This window comes from Sutterella sp. (genome assembly GCF_030539355.1).
GTDB lineage: Bacteria > Pseudomonadota > Gammaproteobacteria > Burkholderiales > Burkholderiaceae_F > Sutterella.
This window is the reverse complement of sequence record NZ_JAUNSF010000036.1, coordinates 1-24,400: the sequence shown is the minus strand read 5'-3', so window position 1 is coordinate 24,400 and position 24,400 is coordinate 1. Positions and strand designations below refer to the sequence as shown.

The following is a 24,400-nucleotide window of genomic DNA, read 5'->3' as shown; positions in this document are numbered from 1 at the left end:
GAGTATCTGGCTACGAACCAGAGGGTCGTGGGTTCGAATCCTGCCTGGCGCACCATTTCACTAGGTCTCGAGCATGAAGCAGCGTTCCGGGAGGAAAAGCTGCTTTTTTGTTGTCTTTTTTCAGGGTGCCGCACCGCCACCGCCAGGATCAGGATTGACAAAAAACAGCGGTTTATCAATGATCTGAGGGGCAAATGCCTGATCACCCCCTTTCAGATCATCCCCTCCCCTGTCAATCCTTAAGACTGCCTAAATTTTAGGCAATGACGTAACTCTCTGATTCCTTTAAGAAGAGTCCGCGCCGGCCCCTGATGCGCTCAGGTTATGCACAGGTTTTGTGGATAAGCGGCTCTCCGGGGCTGTGGACAACCTTCGTTTTCCACAGGGCTATTCGGGCCGAATCTCCTTGTGGCAGAAGGGTTTTGAAGGTGTCAGGCACTTTCGGCCGCCTCATCCGCGCGAACCGGGAAAAACACCCCGGCTGTGGAAAACCGGGTTTCCGGGCGCCGTGCCGCGTCCCGGATCATGCCGGGCGCGCATGACCGCCCCTCAGGCGGTCCGGCGGCCAGGCATCAAAAAGAGTTCAGCTGCGGCTGTCCCAGCGCTCGAAGAAGACGTGCATCGGGCGGCCGGGCGTCGTGGCGAGCGTTTTCACGAGCGTCGGGCGGAAGCGGCCGCGCGGGATCGTCGGGAACCACGTGTCGCCCTCGTAGTCGGCGTCAATGCGCGTGAGCCAGATGCGGCCCGCGAGCGGCAGCGCCTGGCGGTAGATCTCGCCGCCGCCGATCACCATGATGCGGGGCGCGCCCTCGAGGAGCGCGATCGCCTCGGCGAGCGACTTCACGACGGTGACCTTCGGCGGCACGGCGATGCCGCGGCGGGAGATGACAATGTTGCGCCGGCCCGGGAGCGGGCGGCCGATCGACTCCCAGGTCTTCCTGCCCATGACGACGGGGGCGCCCATCGTCGTGCGCTTGAAGTGCGCGAAATCCTCGGGGATGCGCCAGAGAAGACGGTTGCCGGCGCCGATGACGCCGTTCCTCGCCGCGGCGGCGATGAGTTCGATCATGGGAATGCTCGCTGATTCTGGAAGATGGAAAGACGGTGCCCTGCGAAGTGCCTCAGACCGCGACGGGCGCCTTGATGGCAGGCCAGGGATCGTAGCCCTCGAACGAGAAGTCCTCGTAGCGGTACTCGAAGAGAGAGGCCGGACGGCGGGCGATCACGAGCTTCGGATAGGGGCGGGGCTCCCGCGAGAGCTGCAGCTTCACCTGCTCGACGTGGTTGTCGTAGATGTGGCAGTCGCCGCCCGTCCAGACGAAGTCGCCGGGCTCGAGGTCGCACTGCTGCGCGACCATGTGCGTGAGGAGCGCATAGCTCGCGATGTTGAAGGGGACGCCGAGGAACATGTCGCAGGAGCGCTGGTAGAGCTGGCAGGAGAGGCGCCCGTCGGCCACGTAGAACTGGAAGAGGCAGTGGCAGGGCGGGAGCGCCATCTCGGGGAGCTCCGCGGGGTTCCAGGCCGTTACCACGAGGCGGCGCGACTCAGGGGCCTCGCGGATGCGGCGCAGCACGTCCGTGATCTGGTCGATCGCGCCGCCGTCCTTCGCCGGCCAGGCGCGCCACTGGTGCCCGTAGACGGGACCGAGGTCGCCGTTCTCGTCGGCCCACTCGTCCCAGATCGTCACCTTGTTGTCGTGCAGATACTTGATGTTCGTGCTGCCCGAGAGGAACCAGAGCAGCTCGTGGATGATCGAGCGCAGATGGAGCTTCTTCGTCGTCACGAGGGGGAAGCCCTCCGAGAGCGGGAAGCGCATCTGGCAGCCGAAGAGCGAGCGCGTGCCCGTTCCCGTCCTGTCGCCGCGGTGCGCGCCCTTTTCAAAGATCTCAGCGAGAAGCGTCTCGTACTGATTGCTCGCCATGGCGCGCTGCCTCCGAAAGAATGGGTGTGTGAGTGGGATAGCCGGAAGTCCTGAATTATACGGAGGCCCCTTCGCCCTCCGAAACACCCAAAAGAATCGCCCCGGCTCCTTCAAGCGAAGGGAACCGGGGCGGTGCTGTCACCTGACCTCAGGTCAGGCAGGGATCGCTGTGAGGATTATTCCTCGACGATCGTCTTGACTTCCATGCCGAACTTGTCCTTGACAGTGGTATGGATGTTCAGGAGGGCGATCCAGCGGCGGAGAACGCCGATGATGACGAAGAGCATCAGGACCATGATCAGCGCCGACAGGAAGGCGAGCAGGTTCTGACCGTTCGGGAGGTACTGGTTGAAGATCAGCCAGAGGCCGGCCCAGAACGTGATGATCGTCATGAGGATGCCGGGAGCGCCCGTGACCCAGGCGTACTTGACATGGTTGAAGCGGATGATGACGGTCGTGCCGATCAGCAGCGTCACGGAGGCAAGCAGCTGGTTGCAGATACCGAACAGCGGCCAGATCGAACCGATGTCGCCCGACCAGACGAGGTAGCCCCACGTGCCGGTGAAGATGGCGGACGTGATGACGATGCCGGGCCACCATTCCTTGTCGGCGAACTTCGGCCAGACCTTGCCCATCATTTCCTGCAGGAAGAAGCGGCCCACACGGGTGCCGGCGTCAACCGCGGTAAGGATGAACACGGCCTCGAACATGATGGCGAAGTGATACCAGTACGCCATCAGGTGTTCCATGAACGGGATCTTCGAGAAGATGTGGGCCATGCCGACGGCGAGCGACACGGAGCCGCCAGGACGGGCCATCAGGCTTTCCTGGACCTCAGCCTCGAGCTGCGGGAGTTCGACGACGGACATGCCGAGCTTGGCGAACTTGTCAGCCGGGGCGTTGATGGCGAAGTAGTCAGCCGGAACGAGCACGCAGGCGGCGACGAGGGCCATGACGGCAACGAAGCCTTCCATGAGCATCGCGCCGTAGCCGACGAACAGAACGTCACGCTCGTTGCTGATCATCTTCGGGGTCGTGCCGGTGCCGATCGTGGCATGGAAGCCGGAGAGGGCGCCGCAGGCGATCGTGATGAAGAGGAACGGAACAACCGGGCCGCCGATGATCGGGCCACCGCCGTGGATGAACTCGGTGACCGGGGGCATGTTGAAGTTCGGCATGACGAAGGCGATGCCGATGGCGAGAGCGCCGATCGTGCCGATCTTCAGGAAGGTCGAGAGGTAGTCACGCGGCAGGAGCAGGAGCCACACCGGGAGAACCGAGGCGAAGAAGCCGTAGATCGGGATGAGGAGGCTCATCTCGGGCTTGTCGATGTCGAGGAAGCCGAAGTACTCGGGATGAGCGGCAACCCACGGACCCGAAAGGATGCAGAGGAAGAGGAGCACGACGCCCATGATCGTGGCGCCGAGAACGTCACCCTTGCGCCAGACCTGCATGTAGAGACCCATCAGGATGGCGATGGGGATCGTCGAGGCGACGGTGTAGGTCGACCAGAGCGAGTTGTGCATCGCGTTCACGACGGCGATCGAGAGACCGGCGAGCGTGAGGATCAGAATGGCGAGCACGGCCCAGGCGGCGACGCGGCCGGTGGTCGTGTCGATTTCCTGGCTGGCGATGTAGGCGAGCGAGTTGCCGCGGTGACGGACCGAGCAGAACAGCACGACCATGTCATGCACGCCGCCGGCGAGCACGCAGCCGATCAGGATCCAGAGCAGGCCGGGCAGATAGCCGAACTGCGCGGCGAGAACCGGGCCGAGGAGCGGGCCGGCCGCGGCAATGGCGGCGAAGTGGTGGCCGAAGAGAACGTATTTGTTCGTGGGGACGTAGTCCTTGCCGTCATCAAAGCGCACGGCGGGGGTTTCGCGTGCGGCGTTGATGTTGAGCACCTTCTGAGCTACCCACAGACCGTAGAAGCGGTATGCGATAGCGAAGATGCACAGAGCGGCGAACACAACGGTGAGTGCATTCACCCCGTTCAGCGTTTCCATGAGAATCTTCCTTTGGGTTGTTGCATGGGTATCACGTCGGAAGCGAAAAGTGAGGAGAGTCGGAGAAGTCCGAGAGCACCTTCGCCGGCCTCCTTCCGGAGTGAAAAAAACTTTCAGCCCCGAGACTCAGCCAACGCAGTCAAGTTGCTTGACTACATTTCGTTTCGAACGTATGAGCAAGTGTAACGAGACAGGTGAAAACCCTAAAGTGTCGCCTTTGTTAAGCGTATACCTTGAATTGATATTTATCAATTCAGCTAAGGTGTTCTCCTTACCGTAAATCCCTTACTTCTTATGGTTTTCACCAATAGAACCCCACGCGACCCCGTAACCCCATGGTGGGAGAAGAAATCCCCGAATCGCCTGCGGCTCTAGGGAAGAGAGAGCGTCGGGGCCTTGCCGCTGAGAAAACCGGACCAGGCGACCATGAAGTTGATGTACTCGGCCGCGGACGGCTCTTCGCCGGCAGCCTTACGCTTTTCAAGTGCGGTCGTAAGCTGCGTTAGGGTTTTCTCGTATTCGCGCAACACACAGACGACGATCTGACGCGGATCCGCCGTTTCGGGGTCAATCGCATCCCTCTGTAAGACTTGGGGAATACCCTTACACAGGTGGGCCACAAGCCTTTCTCCGGCCCAATCATTTTGAACCACCCTCTCCGGGGCGGATTTCCCAAGCAACATGTCGCAGAGGTCTTCGAAAAATTCCTTCTCCTGCTCGGCCGCCGCGGCGGCGTCGTCGCTCCCGGGCGCGTTGGCCGCGAGCCAGTCGTTCTGCATGTGGGCGATGCCGAGCTCCTCGAGGACGAGAAAGACGGTGCTCTGGTCGGTGAGGTCAACGGGGCCGCTCGGGGCCACTTCAGGGGCGTTGGGAAACTGCTGCATGGTCGGTGGATTCCTCTGGGTAATGCGCAATCTTCCGGCGTCGGCTGGACGCCGCGGAACGCGATTCTAAGACCGGAGTCTTAAGCGGACGCCATCAGACCTGCAGACAGGCCGGGCGACGGCGAACATGCGTCCGCCCGGAGGTGCGCGCTTTATATAGAGATTCAGTTGAGGGGCTCGAGGGCCTCGTCGGGGAGCGGCATCACGTCGATGCCCTCGCTGCGCAGCTCCGCGGCCTCGAGGGGCGAGCAGATGCCGCGCACGAGCTTTTTCTCGCGCCTGCCCTTCTCCATGTCGCGGACGGCCTCGGGGAATTCCTTGCCCACGTCCTCGGCCTTCCGAGCCGCCTCGCGCATGACGCTCATCACGCGCTCGCGCGCGGCCTCGACGACCCTTCTCGCCTCCTCGGCCTCGCGGCGCTTCACGTCCGCCGCAACCTCGGTGCGGGTCGTGCCCTCGACCGGCTTCACGCTGGGCGCGGCCGGCAGCCGGCACACGTCACCCGCGCCGCAGACCGGGCAGGCCGCGGGGGCGGCGTCCGGCTCGTCGGACCTGAGCCAGGCCTCGAAGACGTGGCCGTTCGGGCAGCGGAAGTCGAAGATCTTGAGCGTCATCTGGGTTACATGTGTTTCTGAAACGTCCTTCCGGAAGGAAAAAATGAGTCGGACGAAAAAAGTCCGTGACATTCTCCTCGGACTGTGCTATAGTGCGCCTCCTCAGTTCAGGGGCACTGCCCCCGGAATCCTTGAGCCCATTCACCACGGGACGGATTCCTGTCTGAGTGCATCTAGGAAGGATGGCAGAGTGGTTGATTGTACCGCCCTGGAAAGGCGGCATACGGAGATTCCGTATCGAGGGTTCGAATCCCTCTCCTTCCGCCAGAACAATCTGATCGTCGGAGCGCTTTCTCCGGCGAGAATGAGGAAGCGGGCGTCGTATAACGGCCATTACCTCAGCTTCCCAAGCTGATGACGAGGGTTCGACTCCCTTCGCCCGCTCCAGAAGAGCAAGACACAGCAGCCCGGCAGAATGACTTCGCCGGGCTTTTTGCTTTTCCGCCTCCCGCATCTGGCCCGCCCTCGGACACGGCTTCCCCCGCCCCGCTCAGAAGAACTTCAGGCGCGCCATGGCACAGACGACCCGCATCATCACGCTCGACACGGAAACCACCGGCCTTCACTGCGACCAGGGCGACCGCATCATCGAGATCGGCTGCGTTGCGATCGAGGGCCGCATGATGAAGAGCTCGAGCGACAACCAGCTCCAGATCTTCGTCAACCCCGAGCGCGAGGTGCCCGAGGACGCGGTCGCGATCCACGGCATCACGACGGAGTTCCTCGCCGACAAGCCGAAGTTCGCGCAGATCGCGGACGAGTTCCTCGACTTCGTGCGCGGCTCGACCCTCGTCATCCACAACGCCGCGTTCGACACCGGGTTCCTCAACATGGAGCTCGGCCGCTGCGGCCTCGGGAAAATCGAGGACTACGTCACCGAGGTGATCGACACGGTGAAACTTGCCAAGAAGCTCCTGCCGGGCCGCTCGGTGAGCCTTGACAAGCTCTGCAATTACTACGAGATCGACAACTCGAACCGCAAGCTCCACGGCGCGCTCCTCGACGCGGAGCTCTTGGGCGAGGTCTACATCGCCCTCACCCGCGGCGAGGACAAGCTCGAGTACGACCATGTCGACGTCAATGACATCCCCGCGATGCCGGACTCTTCGCGCATGGTGATCGTGCGCGCCACCGAGGAGGAGCTCGCCGAACATCACCGCATCCTCGGCATCGCCGACAAGAAGAGCAAGAGCACCTGCGCCTGGAACAAGCTCTATGCCGCGGACGCAGCCGCGGAAGCCCCCGCTGCCGCCGAGTGAGCATCCGGGCCGCCGCCGGAGCGCCGCCTCAATTTGTCGACAATTTGGCGTGAATTTTCACCAAAAGTCGATGAATTATCATAAGAAAATCAGGGAAAACGACTTCGCAGAGGGGTTTCGACAATTCCCCGGTCCAAAGTCGGGGGAGTTGTCGTTCCGGGTCGCTATGATCTTGGGATTACCTCATTCCTCATGAGGCGTCCGTCCGTCTCCCTCGGGCCCGCAGTGACCGGGTCTATTCGCGGGCGCGCCGCCTCCTTTCATCAAGCGGAGCATTCCTCTCATGCAGCTCAAGAAACTCATCGTCTGCGCCTGCGCCATCGCCGCCTGCGGCATCACTGCCGGCACGGCCGCCGCCCGTGACCTCATCCGCGTGGGCACCGAGCCCACGTTCGCGCCCTTCGAATTCCTCGACACGGAGACGAAGGAGTTCACCGGCTTCGACATGGATCTCATCCGCGCCGTCGTCGACAAGGCGGGCTATGACGTGCAGATCCTCAACATGGGCTTCGACGCCCTCGTGCCGGCCGTCATGACGGGCACGATCGACGTGATCGCCGCCGGCCTCTCGATCACGCCGGAGCGCGCCAAGCGCGTCGACTTCACCGCTCCCTACTACACCTCGGGCGTCTCGATGCTGATCGCGAAGAAGGACGCGGGCAAGTACAAGACCTTCGACGACCTCAAGAACCGCGTCATCGCCGTGCAGATCGGCACGACCGGCGCCGAGAAGGCCAAGGACATCGCCGGCGCCCAGGTGAAGAGCTTCAACACGACGAGCGAGGCCTTCATGGATCTGATGATCAAGGGCTCGGACGCCGTCCTCCTTGACCGCCCGGTCCTCGGCTACTACCTGCGCAACCAGGCCAAGGCCGCCCAGGTCCTGACGATCCCGCCCTACGTCGCCGACGCCGAGGAGTTCGGCTTCGCCGTCAAGAAGGGCAACAAGGAGCTCCTCGACAAGCTCAACAAGGCCTACGCCGACCTCAAGGCCTCGGGCGAAGTGCAGAAGATCTACGACAAGTGGTTCCAGGACTGATTCCTTGACAAGAATCACATCCGAATAGGCACTTCTGACGGCATCACGGCAACGCGTTCCGTGATGCCGGATGCTTTAATTAAAATGCGCCGATTCCTGAGATCCGCCGCCACGGACGGATCTGAGGGAAAGGAAAGCCGGAGCTCCGGAACTCCGGCACCGGGCGGGCCGCCCGCGAGGACTCTCACCCCCGAGGCGGCCGCGGACCCAAAGGCAGACGCGGCAGACTCCGGTCCGCGCACTCTTTGACCTTCTCCAACAAAAACAAAGTCATGGAATTTGATCTTTCCCTGATATTCAAGGCATTCCCGCTGCTGCTGCGCGGCGCCGGTCTGACGCTTGAAATCACTGCCCTCTCGGTCGGCCTCGGTCTGCTCATCGGCCTCGTCCTCTCGCTGATGCAGCTCTCGCACTCGAAGCTCCTCAGCCTCCCGGCCAAGGTGTACGTGGACTTCATCCGCGGCACCCCGCTCCTGATTCAGATCTTCATCATCTACTTCGCGCTGCCGAACATCGTCGGCCACCGCATCGACCCGTACATCGCCGCGGTCGCCGCCTGCTCGCTCAACTCCGGCGCCTACATCGCCGAGATCTTCCGCGGCGGCATCCAGTCGATCTCGAACGGCCAGGTCCGCGCCGGCCTCTCGCTCGGCATGACCTACGGCCAGACGATGCGCTACATCGTGCTGCCCCAGGCCTTCAAGCGCATCATTCCGCCGCTCGGCAACGAGTTCATCGCCATGCTGAAGGACTCGTCCCTCGTCTCCGTGATCGGCTTCGAGGAACTCACCCGCTCGGGCCAGCTCATCATCGCCGAGACCTACGGCACGCTTGAGATCTGGTCGTGCGTCGCCATCCTCTACCTCGTGATGACGCTCACCATCTCGCGCTTCATCTCCTGGCTCGAGAAGCGCTTCAAGAAGACCGACGAGCGCTGATAAAACAGCAGAAAATCACCGTCTTCACCAGAGAAGGAGCAGTGCGGCCGGACATGATTCCGGCCCCTGCTCCTTTTTGCAGCACCCCGACGGGAAGCGCGCCGCTGCAGCCCCTCAAAAAAAGGTTTCCGTTTGACTTGCACGCCCGAGGACGTGCGGCTAAAATGCGCGCTTTCACGGCTCGAGTCACAACGCTCGTGTCCGCAAGTTAAATCATCTCTTTGACAGGAATATCCATGTCTGAACTGACCAAGTCTGAGATCGTTGCCAAGTTCCAGCGCGCCGAAGGCGACACTGGCTCTCCCGAGGTCCAGGTGGCCCTCCTCACGGCCCGCATCAATCACCTCACGGAGCACTTCAAGGTCCACGCCAAGGATCACCACAGCCGCCGCGGCCTTCTCCGCATGGTTTCGCGCCGCCGCAAGCTCCTTGACTACCTCAAGCGCACCGACCTCAACGCCTACCGCAAGCTGATCGAAGCCCTCAGCCTGCGCAAGTAAGCTAGAAACGAATTGCCAGATCACGGCCTGCCGGTTATATCGACAGGCCGTGCTCTTATCTGCAATGCCGTCCGTTCGTTGACAACCACCTCTGCCCCAACTCCGCAGTCCGGTCCCCGGACATCCCAAAAGCGCGTTGCGATCTGAGCGCTTTCCTCTTCCCCTCCGAAGAGCCTTCAGACCGCAGCGTGCCGACCTTCCTCTCCGACCGTTGGAGAGCAAATCGGCGAAGCCGAACAAACGGCGCGGAGCGGTTCAAAAGAGACAGGGTCAGCGAAAGGACATTCAATCAACGTCTTTTTCAGGAACTATCCTCATGACGATGTTCAACAAGGCTACCCAGTCCTTCCGCTTCGGCAATCATGACGTGACGCTCGAGACGGGCGAGATCGCCCGCCAGGCCACCGGCGCCGTTGTCTGCCGCATGGATGACACCGTGGTTCTCGCCACGGTCGTCTGCAAGAAGGAAGCGAAGCCCGGCCAGGACTTCTTCCCGCTCACCGTCGACTACATCGAGAAGACCTACGCCGCCGGCCGCATCCCGGGCGGCTTCTTCAAGCGCGAGGGCCGTCCCTCCGAGAAGGAGACGCTCACGAGCCGCCTCATCGACCGCCCGATCCGCCCGCTCTTCCCGGACGGCTTCTTCAATGAGGTCCAGGTCATCATCCACGTCCTCTCGGCCGATCCCCAGGTTGATCCGGACATTCCCGCGATGATCGGCGCCTCCGCCGCGCTCGCGATCTCCGGCATCCCGTTCCGCGGCCCGATCGGCGCCTGCCGCGTCGGCTACATCAACGACGAGTTCGTCTGCAACCCGACCACCGAAGAGCTCAAGAAGAGCCGCCTCGACCTCGTCGTCGCCGGCACCGAGCGCGCCGTCCTGATGGTTGAGTCCGAGGCCGACATCCTCCCCGAGAAGACCATGCTCGAGGCCGTCATGTTCGGCCACCGCGAGATGCAGGTTGCCATCGACGCGATCAACGAGCTCGTCGCCCAGGCCGGCAAGCCCGCCTGGGACTGGCAGCCCGCCCCGAAGAACGAGGCGCTCGTCGCCCGCATCACCGAGATCTCCAACGAAGGTCTCCACGCCGCCTACGCGATCCGCTCCAAGCAGGCCCGCACCGAGAAGCTCCGCGAGGTCTATGCGCTCGTCGCCGAGACGCTCGCCGCTGACGCCGAGGCCGCCGGCACCGAGGCCCCGGATGCCAACGAAGTGAACGGCATCCTCTTCGAGCTCGAGGCGAAGCTTGTCCGCAGCCAGATCCTCGCGGGCGAGCCCCGCATCGACGGACGCGACACCCGCACCGTCCGCCCGATCGAGATCCGCCAGTCCGTCCTCCCGCGCACCCACGGCTCCGCCCTCTTCACCCGCGGCGAGACCCAGGCGCTCGTCACGACGACCCTCGGCACGAAGCAGGATGAGCAGATCATCGACGGCCTCTGCGAGGAGAGCCATGACCGGTTCCTCCTGCACTACAACATGCCCCCGTTCGCCACGGGCGAGACGGGTCGCGTCGGCAGCCCGAAGCGCCGCGAGATCGGCCACGGCCGTCTTGCCAAGCGCGCCCTGAAGGCCGTCCTCCCGTCGCACGACGACTTCCAGTACACCATCCGCGTCGTCTCCGAGATCTGCGAGTCGAACGGCTCGTCCTCGATGGCCTCCGTCTGCGGCGGCTGCCTCTCGATGCTTGACGCCGGCGTTCCGCTCAAGGACTACGTCGCGGGCGTCGCCATGGGCCTGATCAAGGAAGGCAACCGCTTCGCCGTCCTCACCGACATCCTCGGCGACGAGGACCACCTCGGCGACATGGACTTCAAGGTGGCCGGCACCGAGAACGGCGTCACGGCCCTCCAGATGGACATCAAGATCGAGGGCATCACGGTCGAGATCATGCAGGCCGCGCTCGCGCAGGCCCATGAGGGCCGTCAGCACATCCTCGGCAAGATGCACGAGATGGCCGGCGGCGGCGCCAAGGAGCTCTCCGACTTCGCCCCGCGCATGGTCTCCTTCAAGATCAACCCCGAGAAGATCCGTGACGTGATCGGCAAGGGCGGCTCCGTCATCCGCGGCCTCACCGAGGAGACGGGCACCACGATCAACGTCGAGGACGACGGCACGGTGACGATCTCGTCGCCCGACATGAGCCGCGTCGCCGCCGCGCGCAAGCGCATCGAGGAGATCACGGCCGAGGTTGAGGCCGGTCAGATCTACGAGGGCACGGTCACCCGCATCCTCGACTTCGGCGCCATCGTCCAGCTCCTCCCGGGCAAGGACGGTCTGCTCCACATCTCCCAGATCGCCAACGAGCGCGTCAACGCCGTCACCGACTACCTCAAGGAAGGTCAGAAGGTCCGCGTCAAGGTGATCGAGGCCGATGAGAAGGGCCGCGTCCGCCTCTCGATGAAGGCGCTCCTTCGCGAGGAAGGCGGCCGCTGATCGCCCGAGGGTCCTGACGGCCGGATCCCCAGGGGCCGGCCGTGACGGACCCCGGTGAGAGACCGGTCTGCGGCGCATCCCGGAAAAGAGGATGCCCCCGGACCGGTTTTTTCGCGGTCCTCTTTCACGGAAAGCCGCTAGAATCATAGAATTGCTCGGATCGTGCGGGCTTGAGTCCGCACGTCATTCAAGAGAGACAACAGCTTCTTGTTAAGAGACTCATGCGAGATCGTATCGTCATTGCCAACTGGAAGATGAACGGCAGCAGGGAAGCCAACCGTCAGTGGGTGAAGAATTTCCTCGCCCAGCCGGTCAAGCTCGCCTGCCGCACCGTCGTCTGCGCTCCCTTCATCCACCTCCCCGAGCTTGTCGAGGCCTGCCGCGGCAGCTCGATCGAGGTCGGTGCCGAGGACGTCAACGAGAATGTCTCGGGCGCCTTCACGGGTGAAGTGTCCGCGGCGATGCTCGCCGAGTTTGGTCTCAGCTGCGCGATCGTCGGTCACTCGGAGCGCCGCCGCCTCTACGGCGAGACGGACAACCGCGTGGCGATGAAGGCCGTGGCGCTCGTGCGCAACGGCCTCAAGCCGATCGTCTGCGTGGGCGAGACCCTCGAGGAGCGCGAGCGCGGCGACACGCCCGCTGTGATTCTGCGTCAGCTGAATGCCGTGCTCTCCGTGATCCGTCCCTCCGACCTCGGTGCCGTCGCCTATGAGCCCGTCTGGGCCATCGGCACCGGCCGCTCGGCCGATCCCGAGACCGCTCAGGCGGTGCATGCCTGCATCCGCCAGCGTCTCGTCCAGGCCAACGCCGCCGAGGGCCGTCTCGTTCCGATTCTCTACGGCGGAAGCGTCACTCCGGACAACGCCGCCGGGCTCTTCAGGCAGCCCGACATCGACGGCGCGCTTGTCGGCGGCGCCTCACTCAACGCCTCGAGCTTCTACCGCATCGGCGAGGCGCTCTGCGAGCACTGACCCCGCCCGAAGGACTCCTCCCAACCGTTTTCTCCCCTACCCCATAAAGGTTCATTCAACCATGCATTTCCTGCTTAGCATCGCGCTTGTTCTGCAGATCATCTCGGCCGTGGTCGTCATCGTCCTCGTGCTGATGCAGCACGGCAAGGGCGCCGATCTCGGCGCTGCCTTCGGCAGCGGCGCTTCGGGCTCCGTCTTCGGCGCTACCGGCAGCGCCAACTTCCTCTCGCGCTCGACGGCCATCGCCGCCACGGTCTTCTTCTGCTCGACCATCGCGCTCACCCTCGCCTCCGGCGCCTTCAACAAGCGTGCCGCGCAGCCCGAGGGCGGCGTTCTGTCGACGGTGGAGCAGCCTGCCGAGACGTCCGGCGCCGCCGGCGCCGGCACGACCTCCCCGGTGAACCAGATTCCGAACTGATCACCCGGGCGGATCTGATCCGCCGCTTTATCAGAGGGGCGTCCCGCAGGGGCGCCCCTTTTCTTTGCCTGCGGCCGGGCGTGATGCGCGCACGCCGTCGTTCCGACGCGGCCCGACAGGATCCCGCCTCACCCGCCGGCCCGGGGCCGGCGCGCCGGGCGACGAAAAAATTTCCTCCCGCCCGACGTCCCCGCAGGCATGCCATCGCTTTGATTCTCATGGGAACCGGATCGGGCGGCCGAAGCTCCTCATACGGTCATACCATAAACGCGGGATGCCTAATTTCTCTTCAGCACTTCCCTTTTTCGATTTTCTATGTAGAATTCCACTCCTGCACTGATCGAGCTCCTCAAGCTCCGCTAGAAAAGATCAGAGCAGAACAATCTGAAAAGGCCGCGGTCGTGGCGAAATTGGTAGACGCACTACTTTGAGGGGGTAGCGGAGAGATCCATATGAGTTCAAATCTCATCGACCGCACCATTTGCTGGGGTATCGCCAAGTCCGGTTAAGGCAGCGGATTCTGAATCCGCCATTCGTAGGTTCGAATCCTACTACCCCTGCCAGCGCCTTTGAGATTGTTGACAATTTGGACGAATACACGCGGTCGTGGCGAAATTGGTAGACGCACTACTTTGAGGGGGTAGCGGAGAGATCCATATGAGTTCAAATCTCATCGACCGCACCATTTGCTGGGGTATCGCCAAGTCCGGTTAAGGCAGCGGATTCTGAATCCGCCATTCGTAGGTTCGAATCCTACTACCCCTGCCAAGAATGTCTGAGAAGGCCGATTCCAAACGGAATCGGCCTTTTCTTTTTGTCTTTTACCCGCGCAGCCTCATTCAGTCCGTACCGCGGGCGGACAACAAAAAACGCCCGGGCCTTTCGACCAGAGCGTTCATTGCGGCTTGCCTCCAGAGAAGCGTGGTGGGACCACCGGGACTCGAACCCAGATCCGACCCTTAGGAGGGGCCAGTTCTATCCAGTTGAACTATGGTCCCGCCCTCTTGGAAGCTTTCCCCACCGAAGTGGTGAGAGCGGGATTCTAGCAAAAAACTTCAGAGCAGGCGCATCAGCGCCTTGCAGACGCTGTAGTCGAGCGTCTTGGTGCCCCAGTCGAGGAACTTGATCCTGAGCCTCGGCCACTTGGGATCGCCCTCCATGGAGACGATCTCGCCCTCGCCGAACTTGATGTGATTGACGCGCCTGCCGACGTAGAGTTCGCCGTCATGCCCGGCCGTCTTCCTGCCGGCGGTGCCGCCCGTCCACTTCGGGATGGTGCTGCGGCGCTCCCCGGACTCGCGCCCGAAGCCGCCCTTCTCCCTGCCTCCTCCGAAACCGCCCGAGCCGCTTGAGCCGCCTTGGCCGCCGTAGCCGCCGCTCCCGCCGCCCTGGCTGCGGCGCGAGCCGTAGTCCGTCCTGCGCGACGACCAGTCCGCCCCTCCCGAGCGTTCGCCGTAACCGCGCGACGGGCCCCGGCTCCGGCGGTCACTCCAGTCGTCATCCTCGTCATCATCGTCGTCGTAGCCGCCCTTGAGCTTGCGGCGGTCAAGGAGCTCCTCCGGGACCTCCTCGACGAACCTCGAGACGGGGTTGCGGAAGGTGTTGCCCCAGAGCATGTGCTCGCGGCAGTGCGTGATGGCGAGATGCTTCTTCGCGCGCGTGATGGCGACGTACATGAGACGGCGCTCCTCCTCGAGCCCGAACACATTGCCATCGTTGCGCGCGGCATTGATGTGGGAGAAATGCGGGAAGATGCCGTCCTCGGCGCCGATGATCCACACCCAGGGGAACTCGAGGCCCTTGGCGGAGTGCACGGTCATCATCTGCACAGCGTCGGCGCCGGCGGCCTCGTTGCGGTCGCCCGCCTCGAGGGTGGCCTGCGCGAGGAAGCCCGTCATCGGGTTGGCCGCGTCGTCGGCCTCGCTCAGGGCTTCGTAGGTCGGGTGCATCGGATCGACGCCCTCGTTCTCGAGCCACCCGCGGGCGGCCGAGAGGATTTCACGCATGTTGGCGATGCGGTCCTCGCCGTCCGCCTCCCTGGCGTACATGGCCTCGAGACCCGAGGCGTCGATCACGCGCTGGATGGCCTCGAGGAGCGGCAGCCTCTCATTGTTGATGCCGACGCGCGTGCTGACGATCAGACTGGAAAAAGCCTTGATCCTCGGGGAGGTCCTGCAGGCGGGGTCCGTGATCGCCTGCCAGAGGCTCACGCCCCGCTGGGAGGCGTACTCCTGGATCTGCGCGACCGACACGGCGCCGATGCCGCGCGTCGGCGTGTTGATGATGCGCAGCAGGCTCGTGTCGTCCCACGGGTTCGTGACCACCCTCAGATAGGCGAGGACGTTCTTCACCTCGGCGCGCTCGAAGAAGCGCAGTCCCCCGTAGATCCGGTAGTCAATGCCGCGCGAGGCGAGCTCGGCCTCCATTGAGCGCGACTGCGCGTTCGTGCGGTAGAGGATCGCGAAGTCACGCCAGGCGGCGCCGCGCTCGTGCTCGATCATCATCTGCTCGGCGACCCAGCGCGCCTCGTCGCGGTCGCTCGGGAGCTCCTGCACGACGATGCGCTCGCCCTTCGAGCCCGAAGTCCAGAGGTTTTTGCCGAGGCGCGCGGAGTTCACCGAGATGAGCGCGTTCGCGGCGTCGAGGATCGTCTTCGTGGAGCGGTAGTTCTGCTCGAGGCGGATCGGCTCCTTCACCTTGAAGTCATCGAGGAAGTCCCTCATGTTGCCGACGTTCGCGCCGCGGAAGGAATAGATCGACTGGTCGTCGTCGCCCACCGCGAAGACGGAGTTGAGGCTCGTGCCGCCGGGCCCGAGACCGGCGCCGCCGAGGATCTTCAGCCACCGGTACTGCAGCACGTTGGTGTCCTGGAACTCGTCGACGAGGATGTGGCGGAAGCGCTTCTGATAGTGCACGCGGATGAGCTCGTTGCGCTCGAGGAGCTCGTAGCAGCGCAGCAGCAGCTCGGCGAAGTCCACGACGCCCGTCTTCTGGCACTCGGCGTCGTAGGCGCGGAAGAGATCGATCTGCTCGGGGGTGCCGTCGTTGCGCCCGAGAACGTTCGAGCGCAGGCCCTGCTCCTTCATGTTGTTGATGAAGCTGCAGACCGACTTCGCGTCGACCTTGTCCGGGTCGAGGTTGGCGTTCTTGATGAGGCGCTTCACAAGCGAGAGCTGGTCGGCCGAGTCAAGGATCTGGAAGCTCTTCGTGAGACCGGCCTCGGCGGCGTGGTACCTCAGGATGCGGTTGCAGAGCCCGTGGAACGTGCCCACCCACATGCGGCGCAGGTCGTAGGGAAGCATTCCCTCGAGACGCGTGAGCATCTCCTTGGCGGCCTTGTTCGTGAAGGTCACGGCGAGAATCTCGGACGTGGTGGCGAGATGCTCCTCGACAAGCCACGCCACGCGCGTCGTCAGCACGCGCGTCTTGCCCGAACCCGCGCCCGCGAGGATGAGGACGGACTCCTCAGGCGCGGTCACCGCCTTCATCTGCATCGGGTTCAGGTTCTCTAAAAGTTCGTTCGACATCTATCTTTATGATTTATCTGGTTTTGCCTGTTTCAGAGGAGCCTCCTGAAGGGCATCCCCGGCGAAGCGTTTCGTCGCGCTCGTCATCGGTCACGGAACAGTAGCACAGATCAGAGCGAAATATGCGTGTCCCACAAAAATAAGGAACTTGTAGAATTTCTTAATTTTTTCAGATATTTGATTTTTGAAAAGTTTTCATGTAGGCACTTTCTGTACCCGTCCGGCCCCGGGTTGCGCACTCCCGCGGCAGCCCCCCGGATGCCCTCGAAGCGAGTGCCTGCAAGGCCCCGCGCGGGGTCCCCGAGCGGCTATACTGCAAAATTGCTTTTTTTTCCTTTCCCAACCAACCTTTACTGGACAAAGAGCGTTATGCGCGAGACATACTCCCCGCAGGAGGTCGAATCCCAAGTTCAGGCGATGTGGAAGGCCCGTGATGTGTATCGAGCTGTTGAAGACGCGCTCGATGCCAACGGCCAGCCGAAGCCCAAGTTCTACGTCTGCTCCATGCTCCCCTACCCGAGCGGCAAGCTCCACATGGGCCATGTGCGCAACTACACCCTCAACGACGTCATGTACCGCTTCCACCGCATGAAGGGCTACAACGTCATGACCCCGATGGGCTGGGACGCCTTCGGCCTGCCGGCCGAGAACGCCGCGCTCTCGAAGAAGGTTGCCCCGGCGAAGTGGACGTACAGCAACATCGCCGACATGAAGTCGCAGATGGAGCCGCTCGGCCTCGCCTTCGACTGGTCGCGCGAAGTCGCCACCTGCAAGCCCGAGTACTACCGCTGGAACCAGTGGCTCTTCCTCAAGATGCTCGAGAAGGGCATCGCCTACCGCAAGACCCAGATCGTCAACTGGGACCCGGTTGACAAGACCGTGCTCGCCAACGAGCAGGTGATCGAGGGCCGCGGCTGGCGCTCGGGCGCCATCGTCGAGAAGCGCGAGATCCCGGGCTACTACCTCGGCATCACGCAGTACGCGCAGGAGCTCCTCGACGACCTCCAGAAGCTCCCGGGCTGGCCCGAGCAGGTCCGCCGCATGCAGGAGCACTGGATCGGCCGCTCCGAGGGCGTCACGCTTTCCTTCCCCTACACGCTCGCCGGCGAGGAGAAGCGCCTCTCGGTCTACACGACCCGCGCCGACACGCTGATGGGCGCGACCTTCGTCGCCATCGCCGCCGAGCACCCGCTCGCGACGTACCTCGCCAAGGACCGTCCTGACCTCCAGGCCTTCATCGCCGAGTGCGCCCAGGGCTCCGTCAGCGAGGCCGACATGGCCACGATGGAGAAGAAGGGCTGCCCGACGGGCTTCTACGTCCGTCACCCGATCACCGACAAGCCCGTCGAGGTCTGGCTCGCCAACTACGTGCTCATGGGCTACGGCGAAGGCGCCGTCATGGGCGTGCCGTCGCACGACGAGCGCGACTTCGCGTTCGCCAAGAAGTTCGGCCTCGAGATCATCCCGGTCGTGCAGATCCGCGGCCAGGAATACTCGACCGACGCCTGGCAGGAGTGGTACGGCGAGAAGACCGAGGACAGCAAGCTCATCAACTCGGGCGAGTTCAACGGTCTCAACATGTACGAGGCCATCGACGCCATTGCCGCCGCCCTCGAGAAGAAGGGCCTCGGCCACAAGGAAGTCAAGTTCCGTCTGCGTGACTGGGGCATCTCGCGCCAGCGCTACTGGGGCACCCCGATCCCGATGATCAACTGCCCGCACTGCGGCCCGGTTCCCGTTCCCGAGAAGGATCTTCCGGTGGTTCTCCCCGAGGATCTCGTTCCGGACGGCACGGGCAACCCGCTCACGAAGTGCGACTCGTGGAAGAACGTCAAGTGCCCGAAGTGCGGCGCCGACGCCGAGCGCGAGACCGACACGATGGACACGTTCGTTGACTCGTCCTGGTACTTCCAGCGCTACTGCTCGCCCGACTGCACCACCGGCATGGTCGACAAGCGCGCCGACTACTGGATGCCGATGGACCAGTACATCGGCGGCATCGAGCACGCCGTGCTGCATCTGCTCTACGCCCGCTTCTGGACGAAGGTCATGCGTGACTTCGGTCTCGTCAAGTACGACGAGCCGTTCACGAACCTCTTCACCCAGGGCATGCTGATGGCCGAGTGCTTCTACCGCGACCTGCCCGACGGCCACCGCCGCTGGTACTACCCCGACGAGGTCGAGGTGCAGTTCGACGAGAAGGGCCGCCCCGTGGGCGCCGTCTCGAAGGAGGACGGCGAGCCCGTCATGTTGGGCGGCATCGAGAAGATGTCGAAGTCGAAGTGCAACGTCGTCGAGCCGCGCGACATCATCAAGAAGTTCGGCGCCGACACGGCCCGCAGCTTCGTGATGTTCGCCGGTCCCCCCGATCAGTCGGCCGCGTGGTCGAACTCGGGCGCCGAGGGCACGTTCCGCTTCCTGCGCCGCGTCTGGGCCTGGGCCTACGCGAACCGCGAGGCCATCCAGTCGGCCGGCCCGCTCACGGCCGAGGCCGCGGCGAAGCTCTCGCACGAGGCGCGTCACCTGCGCCGCGAGATCCACTCGTGCCTGCGCCAGGCGGAGTACGACTACGCCCGCATGCAGTACAACACGGTGGTCTCCGCGTGCATGAAGATGTTCAACGCCCTCGACGCCGCCAAGGCCGTCATCGCCAGCGGCGAGACGGCGGCGCTGCGCGAGTGCGTCTCCATCCTGCTGCGCACGCTCTACCCGATCGCCCCGCACATCACGACGGCCCTCTGGGAGGAGCTCGGCTTCATCCCCGAGGCGGGCGAGATCATCGACACCGCCTGGCCGCAGTGGTCCGAGGAGGCGATCAAGGCCGATGAACTCAAGCTCGTCTGCCAGGTGAACGGCAAGCTGCGCGGCTCCATCCTCGTCTCCGCCGAGGCGACCGAGGACGAGATCCGCGAGGCCGCCCTCGCCAACGAGGACGTGAAGAAGTTCGTGGGCGAGGCCACGGTCCGCCGCGTCATCATCGTGAAGAACAAGCTCGTCAACGTGGTCGCGAAGTAATCCGTGACCCGCTGCGTGAGCTCCTCACGCATCGAAGAGGGCGGCGCTCTTTCCCCCGGGGAAGGGCGCCGCCTTTTCTTATAATTCGAGAATCGTCCGCTTTCCGCCCCTGAGGCGGGACTCCGGATCCGTTCCGACACCCAGACTCTTTTCCTCCCGGCTCATGCATCAGCGTTTCTCGCGCCGCTCGGCGCTCACAGCGGGCGCCGCGCTCCTCGGCTCACTTGCCCTCGGCGGCTGCGGCTTCCGTCTGCGCGGCAGCTTTGAGGCGCCCTTCTCCACGATCTACCTCCAGATGACCGAGAACACCCGCTTCTCGGGACTCCTGAAGCGCACGATCGAGTCGGGCTCCAACATCAAGTGCGTCCGCTCGCCCAAAGAGGCCGAGGCGATCCTTGAGCTCCTCTCCAACAGACGCGGCCGTGACGTGCTCACGATCAATGACGCGGGCCGTGCGCGCGAGTACGAGCTCACGCTCACCATCGCCTTCCGCTGCACCGCCCCCGACGGCTACGAGTGGATCGAGTCGACGACGCTCTCGGCGCGCCGCGACCTCTCCTACACCGAGAGCGAGTTCCTCTCGCGCGAGAAGGAGGAGGAGGTCCTCTACCAGGACATGGAGGGTGACCTGATCGCTCAGATCGTGCGCCGCATCGAGGCCGCGCGTGAGAGGAAGCCGGGCGAATGAGCTTTCCTGCCGGACAGCTTTCCCAGGAGCTCGCGCGCGCGAAGCGCTCGGGCCGTCTCGCGCCCTTCTGGCTTGCGACCGGGAGCGAGCCGCTCCTGATGATCGAATCGGGTGACGTGCTGCGCGCCTGCGCCCGCGAGATGGGCTACGCCGACCGCCAGGTGCTTGAGATGAGCGCGAACTCGGACTGGTCGCAGCTCCTCGACTCCGCCGCGTCGATCGGCATGTTCGAGGACCTGAAGTTCCTCGAGGTGCGCATCCCCACGGGCAAGCCCGGCGTGCGCGGCGCCAAGGCGCTCGCGGAGTACGTCGAGCAGCCCATTGAGGGCGTCGTCACGCTCTTCACGATGCCCCGTCCGGACTGGCAGGGCGTCAAGGCCTCCTGGTGGCAGGCGCTCTCGAAGGCCTCGACCGTCATCGACTGCGACGCGATCGAGCGCCGGGACCTCCCCGGCTGGCTCTCCGCCCGCATGGCCGCGAACAAGCAGAGCGCCGACGAGGAGGCGCTCGAGACCTTCGCCGACCTCGTCGAAGGCAACCTCCTCGCCGCGAAGCAGGAGGTGGCGAAGCTCTCACTCCTCTACCCGGAGGGCAAGCTCACCCGCTCCCAGATCGAGTCCTCGGTCGGCAACTGCTCGCGCTACACCACCGAGGCTCTGGTCGAGAGCATCCTCACCGGCCAGCCCGAGCGCGCCGCGCGCATCGTCGACGGCCTCGAGGCCCAGGGTGAGGTGTTCCCCATCCTGATGATGGTGCTCACGACGCAGCTCAGAAACCTCGTGAAGCTGCGCACCGCCCAGGAGCAGGGCCAGAGTTTCGTGAAGGGCGTCTTCGCCACGCCCGCGCTCAAGGCCGCCGCCCGCCGTCTCACGCTGAAGAAGCTCGCCAACGCGCTCTCCGTCTGCGCCGACATCGACCGCATCACGAAGGGCCTCGAGGTCGAGAACCGCGACAGCGACCCGTGGATTGAACTGAAGAGCGTCTGTCTCTTCCTCGCGCGCTGACACGCGAAACGGGGCGGGGCGGCTTCCCGCCCAAGGAATACAGAAATGCCCCGCACAAAGAAAATCCGCCCCGAGGGCGCTCCCTTCGCCGTGTGGGAGGAATGGCACCGGACAAAGGACGGCATCGTCCGCTCACAGTGCACCGGCTGGTTTGACCCGGAAACCGAGGAGAGAGTCTGCAATCACCGCCGAACAATCGATGCATTCACCTCGCGCTTCAGTTCCCGGTTCACATCAAACTTCATTGAGCATGCGGATTTTCGGCCGGGCAATCCGAAAAAGTCCACCGAAAAGAATGGTGTCGGCCTGCCGGGCGGCTACCTCAAGGGAATGCGCCTTGGCTCCGTCGCACCAAAGACCGGGACAAAGACCAAAGGAACGCCGCTCTGGGCCCTCCTTGTGGCGCTCCTCCTTGCCACGATCAAGCGGTCCTCCGTACCCGAAGAGGCGACGAACTTCATGCGGAGCCATTCTGACGAGCTCCGCGGCGCCCTCGGTGGTGCGTGGCCCGAGGAACCGCCGTCACAGGAACTCCTGGAGCACCTTCTCGCACTCGTGAGTCAGGACGGGCTCGCCCGGCTGATGGAGACCGCTTTGAAAGTCTTCTTCTCGGATCCCGCCGATGAGCCCGACGAGGCCTTCAGCTTCCGCGAGATCCTGGTGAGCCCGCATCCGCTCGGCATCAGCCTGCGGCTCGGCCACGGCCGTGCGCGGCGCTATCAGGACGAAGCCGTGCGCATGGCGCTTGGAGAACTCAATCTCCGCGGCATCCTGGTCTTCGCCAATGAATCTATGAGCGACGGACGCCTCACCGACCGGATTCTCAATCGCGGCGGCGAATACATCATCGCGGTCTCCCCGCACCTCGGCACGCGCGAGATCTACGACCAGATGTGCCTCTCGGGGGAGTCCTGGGAAACGGACTATGTTCATCTCGGCGACGGCCCCGGCGAGTTTGCGGATGTCGCCGGGCTTTGGGCGTTTGATCCCGGGAAACTCGACGGATGGAGGCTCCGTCACTGGAGATTCCTGCGAAGCGGCTCTTTTCTCCACCGTCTAACGCCCGCCGTGAAGCCGACCGGGGAAACCCCGGTGATCGTGCGCCGGGTGTTCGCAAGTTCACTTCGCTTTGACGACCCGGCACTTCTCCCTCGGGTGAAGCATGTGCTGGAGCAACCGGCACCCGAGGCTGATCTGGTCCTCTGCTTTCCGCGCCCGGCGCGCTATATGTTCAACGGGACGATCTGCCGCAATGTCTGCGCACTCGTGAACATCATCCGCTCTGAAACATTCAAAAGAAGCTACACGCCGGCGGCGGAACAGCTGAGAAGCCTGGCCGAGGAGCTCGGCCCCCATGAGGCCGCCCGCGAAGTCGCGGGCCTGATGAAAGGCGACGTCTCCGAGGCCGGCTGACGGACGCTGCTCCGGAGCGCCGGCGACTTTCCGCAGGCGCACAGAAGCGGAAGGCCGGACCTTCCGCTTGGGGAAAGATCCGGCCTCCAGAGGAAGTCCCTGAGTGGGTCAGAACGCCGGCCAGTGGGCCGAGTCAGGCCACTCCTCGGGCGACGGGAGCTCTCGGCTCGGCTTGACGCCGAGCACGATCACGCTCTCGGCGCAGAGGCGGTCGACGACGCGGAAGGGAGCCCAGACGACGCCCGCCTCCTTGTCGTACCGCGCGCCCGGCATGAGCCAGATGCGCAGCATCGCCCAGCCGCCCGTCACCGTCACGTCGCTCTCCGCGCCCTCCTCGTCGGAGAAGCGCATCAGGCGCAGGGTGAAGCCGGCGTCCGAGACGCGGCCCGTCGAGAGCACGCGCGGCTGTGCGGCGGAGTTGGCCGTCGGGATGCGGGCACCCGTCTTCGCACCGGGCTTGGAGACCTCGAGGTAGCGGAAGCGTCCGAGCGCGGAGGCTTCGCCCGGGGCGAGCGCCTTCACGAGGGCCTCGTGCTCGGCCACCGTCGGCAGCAGCAGCTGCCAGGAGAGCGGCACGTCACGCTCAAGGAGGAGCGACGAGATGTTCTGCACATCCTTCGCCCACTCGGTGAGGGCCGGACGCGAGCTCGCCGACACATTGAAGTCGAGCGGAGCGGCCATGGCGTCGTTCCCGCCGCCCGCGCCCGAGGCGAGCGCGGCGATGGAGGCGAGCGCACCAGCGACCGGATCCGCGGCGCCGTCGGCGGGCTTCGCTGAGATGCCGAAGTCGGTGAGCGCCGTCGAGATGCGCGCGATGTCGGCACGCGTGAGCACGGCCTCGTTCGCGGGCGCGTCCTTCATGAGCGGGAAGCGCGCGGGCGAGAGCTGCGTCGAGGCGAACTCGTCGGTGACCCTGCGGGCCGCGCCGCCCTTCATGAGGGAGAGGCCGAGCGCGTCAAACTCGCGCCACCACGGGGCGGTCTTCGACTCGGTTGCCGTCTCGACCGAGCTGATCGAGAGCTTCGCTCGGTCGGAGGGCTTCATGCGGGTGACGAGCCTGTTGGCTTCGAGCGGATCCTCGGGCAGTGCGGTCCAGGCCGAGAGGAAGGCCGCGCAGGCGTCGTTGAAGCCCACCGTCAGATCCTTTCTGCGGCTGTTGATGCGCTCGAGGTAGCCCGTGCGCTCGCGGTCGGCGACGCCCGAGAGAAGCGACGCGGGCACCATGCCGAGCGCCTCGGCCGCGTGATCGTAGACCGAGAGAAGCGCGGCGTTGATGCGCCAGGCCTCGCTCGTCTTCGCAAAGTCGAGGAACTCGACCCAGCTGCCCGCGCGCGGCTTCACGCCGTCGCCCGCGGCGCCCCACCAGCGCACGAACTCGCGCGCGTAAATGGAGGCCGAGGCATAGACACGCTTCCAGCGCCGGTCGGCCGAGAGCGTCTCGGCGAAGCCTGCGACCGGCGCGGTCTTCGCGGCGCCCTCCTCCGCATCTGCGGCGGCGGGCGCGGGCTGCAGCGCGTCCGCGATGAGTCCGACCGGCTCGAGCCAGAGGCGGGCGGCCTCAAGACGGTACTCCTTGCGCACCGCGAAGCCGTGGAGCACTTCGCCCGCGGTGATTTCCGAGAAGCCCGTCTCGTCCTCGCTCGCCGCCGCGCGGCCGATGCGTGCCGAAAGGCCGGCCGCGCCGCCCGAGGAGGAAGAGGCGTCGGGATAGGCGTCCATCAGGGCCGCGACGGCGGCAAGCCTCGCCTCGTCGGCGGCGGCCGTG

Annotated in this window: 19 protein-coding genes and 5 tRNA genes; 16 read left to right on the top strand and 8 right to left on the bottom strand. The window is 64.4% G+C overall.

Translation table 11 applies throughout. From position 1 onward, the window contains the following. Positions 1-243 (top strand): hypothetical protein (locus Q4F91_RS06990; RefSeq protein ID WP_303336128.1); only part of this gene is annotated, 243 nt, incomplete at its 5' end. A gap of 340 nt (positions 244-583) precedes the next feature. Here Q4F91_RS06990 and Q4F91_RS06985 read toward each other — a convergent pair. From Q4F91_RS06985 to Q4F91_RS06965, 5 genes are all read right to left on the bottom strand, one after another. After that, entirely contained in the window at positions 584-1,069 is a 486-nt protein-coding gene (locus tag Q4F91_RS06985) for a dihydrofolate reductase (protein WP_303336126.1), read from the bottom strand. A gap of 52 nt (positions 1,070-1,121) precedes the next feature. Next, the gene (locus Q4F91_RS06980; protein ID WP_303336124.1) at positions 1,122-1,922 is read right to left on the bottom strand and encodes a thymidylate synthase; all 801 of its coding nucleotides are present in this window, start codon (positions 1,920-1,922) and stop codon (positions 1,122-1,124) included. Positions 1,923-2,098: 176 nt separating this feature from the next. Beyond that, positions 2,099-3,928 (bottom strand): carbon starvation protein A, encoded by a 1,830-nt coding sequence (locus Q4F91_RS06975; RefSeq protein ID WP_303336122.1) that lies wholly within the window; start codon positions 3,926-3,928, stop codon positions 2,099-2,101. Positions 3,929-4,299: 371 nt separating this feature from the next. Continuing rightward, positions 4,300-4,812, bottom strand: a complete 513-nt coding sequence (locus Q4F91_RS06970) for a hypothetical protein (protein ID WP_303336120.1) — start codon at positions 4,810-4,812, stop codon at positions 4,300-4,302. 164 nt (positions 4,813-4,976) lie between these two features. After that, positions 4,977-5,426 carry a DUF1178 family protein gene (locus Q4F91_RS06965; RefSeq protein ID WP_303336117.1) on the bottom strand — a complete coding sequence of 150 codons (450 nt, stop codon included), beginning with the start codon at positions 5,424-5,426 and terminating at the stop codon, positions 4,977-4,979. 176 nt (positions 5,427-5,602) lie between these two features. On the opposite strand from Q4F91_RS06965, the gene Q4F91_RS06960 reads away from it, so the two are divergent. From Q4F91_RS06960 to Q4F91_RS06910, 11 genes are all read left to right on the top strand, one after another. After that, positions 5,603-5,693, top strand: a tRNA-Ser gene (locus Q4F91_RS06960). Between the two features lie 45 nt (positions 5,694-5,738). After that, a tRNA-Gly gene (locus Q4F91_RS06955) sits at positions 5,739-5,813 on the top strand. 125 nt (positions 5,814-5,938) lie between these two features. Then, positions 5,939-6,685 carry a DNA polymerase III subunit epsilon gene (dnaQ, locus tag Q4F91_RS06950; protein WP_303336115.1) on the top strand — a complete coding sequence of 249 codons (747 nt, stop codon included), beginning with the start codon at positions 5,939-5,941 and terminating at the stop codon, positions 6,683-6,685. Positions 6,686-6,968: 283 nt separating this feature from the next. Further along, entirely contained in the window at positions 6,969-7,724 is a 756-nt protein-coding gene (locus tag Q4F91_RS06945) for a basic amino acid ABC transporter substrate-binding protein (protein ID WP_303336114.1), read from the top strand. A 272-nt stretch (positions 7,725-7,996) separates the two neighbouring features. After that, a complete protein-coding gene (locus Q4F91_RS06940; protein ID WP_303336112.1) occupies positions 7,997-8,662 on the top strand; it encodes an amino acid ABC transporter permease in 666 nt (221 codons plus the stop codon). Positions 8,663-8,892: 230 nt separating this feature from the next. Continuing rightward, a complete protein-coding gene (gene rpsO, locus Q4F91_RS06935) occupies positions 8,893-9,162 on the top strand; it encodes a 30S ribosomal protein S15 (protein ID WP_303336129.1) in 270 nt (89 codons plus the stop codon). A 316-nt stretch (positions 9,163-9,478) separates the two neighbouring features. Next, positions 9,479-11,599, top strand: a complete 2,121-nt coding sequence (gene pnp / locus Q4F91_RS06930) for a polyribonucleotide nucleotidyltransferase (protein WP_303336110.1) — start codon at positions 9,479-9,481, stop codon at positions 11,597-11,599. Between the two features lie 221 nt (positions 11,600-11,820). Further along, on the top strand, positions 11,821-12,570 hold the full coding sequence (tpiA, locus tag Q4F91_RS06925) for a triose-phosphate isomerase (RefSeq protein ID WP_303336108.1): 750 nt from the start codon (positions 11,821-11,823) through the stop codon (positions 12,568-12,570). Between the two features lie 61 nt (positions 12,571-12,631). Then, entirely contained in the window at positions 12,632-12,988 is a 357-nt protein-coding gene (gene secG, locus Q4F91_RS06920) for a preprotein translocase subunit SecG (RefSeq protein ID WP_303336106.1), read from the top strand. Between the two features lie 395 nt (positions 12,989-13,383). Then, positions 13,384-13,468: transfer RNA gene (locus tag Q4F91_RS06915), tRNA-Leu, on the top strand. Positions 13,469-13,588: 120 nt separating this feature from the next. Next, positions 13,589-13,673: transfer RNA gene (locus Q4F91_RS06910), tRNA-Leu, on the top strand. Positions 13,674-13,910: 237 nt separating this feature from the next. Here the strand turns inward: Q4F91_RS06910 and Q4F91_RS06905 are convergent. Both Q4F91_RS06905 and Q4F91_RS06900 read right to left on the bottom strand, forming a co-directional pair. Next, a tRNA-Arg gene (locus Q4F91_RS06905) sits at positions 13,911-13,986 on the bottom strand. Positions 13,987-14,043: 57 nt separating this feature from the next. Then, a complete protein-coding gene (locus tag Q4F91_RS06900) occupies positions 14,044-16,515 on the bottom strand; it encodes an ATP-dependent helicase (RefSeq protein ID WP_303336104.1) in 2,472 nt (823 codons plus the stop codon). A 369-nt stretch (positions 16,516-16,884) separates the two neighbouring features. Here Q4F91_RS06900 and leuS point away from each other — a divergent pair, with 369 nt between their 5' ends. From leuS to Q4F91_RS06880, 4 genes are all read left to right on the top strand, one after another. Further along, positions 16,885-19,530 carry a leucine--tRNA ligase gene (gene leuS, locus Q4F91_RS06895; RefSeq protein ID WP_303336102.1) on the top strand — a complete coding sequence of 882 codons (2,646 nt, stop codon included), beginning with the start codon at positions 16,885-16,887 and terminating at the stop codon, positions 19,528-19,530. A gap of 163 nt (positions 19,531-19,693) precedes the next feature. Next, complete coding sequence (gene lptE / locus Q4F91_RS06890) at positions 19,694-20,218, top strand: LPS assembly lipoprotein LptE (protein ID WP_303336100.1); 525 nt, start codon at positions 19,694-19,696, stop codon at positions 20,216-20,218. After that, positions 20,215-21,222: a DNA polymerase III subunit delta gene (holA, locus tag Q4F91_RS06885; protein WP_303336097.1), complete on the top strand. Its 1,008-nt coding sequence runs from the start codon at positions 20,215-20,217 to the stop codon at positions 21,220-21,222. Before lptE ends, holA begins: the two co-directional genes overlap by 4 nt. A 90-nt stretch (positions 21,223-21,312) precedes the next feature. After that, entirely contained in the window at positions 21,313-22,635 is a 1,323-nt protein-coding gene (locus Q4F91_RS06880) for a hypothetical protein (protein ID WP_303336095.1), read from the top strand. Positions 22,636-22,743: 108 nt separating this feature from the next. Here the strand turns inward: Q4F91_RS06880 and Q4F91_RS06875 are convergent. Beyond that, positions 22,744-24,400, bottom strand: a 1,657-nt coding sequence (locus tag Q4F91_RS06875; protein WP_303336093.1) for a hypothetical protein, incomplete at its 5' end; no start/stop codon positions are given.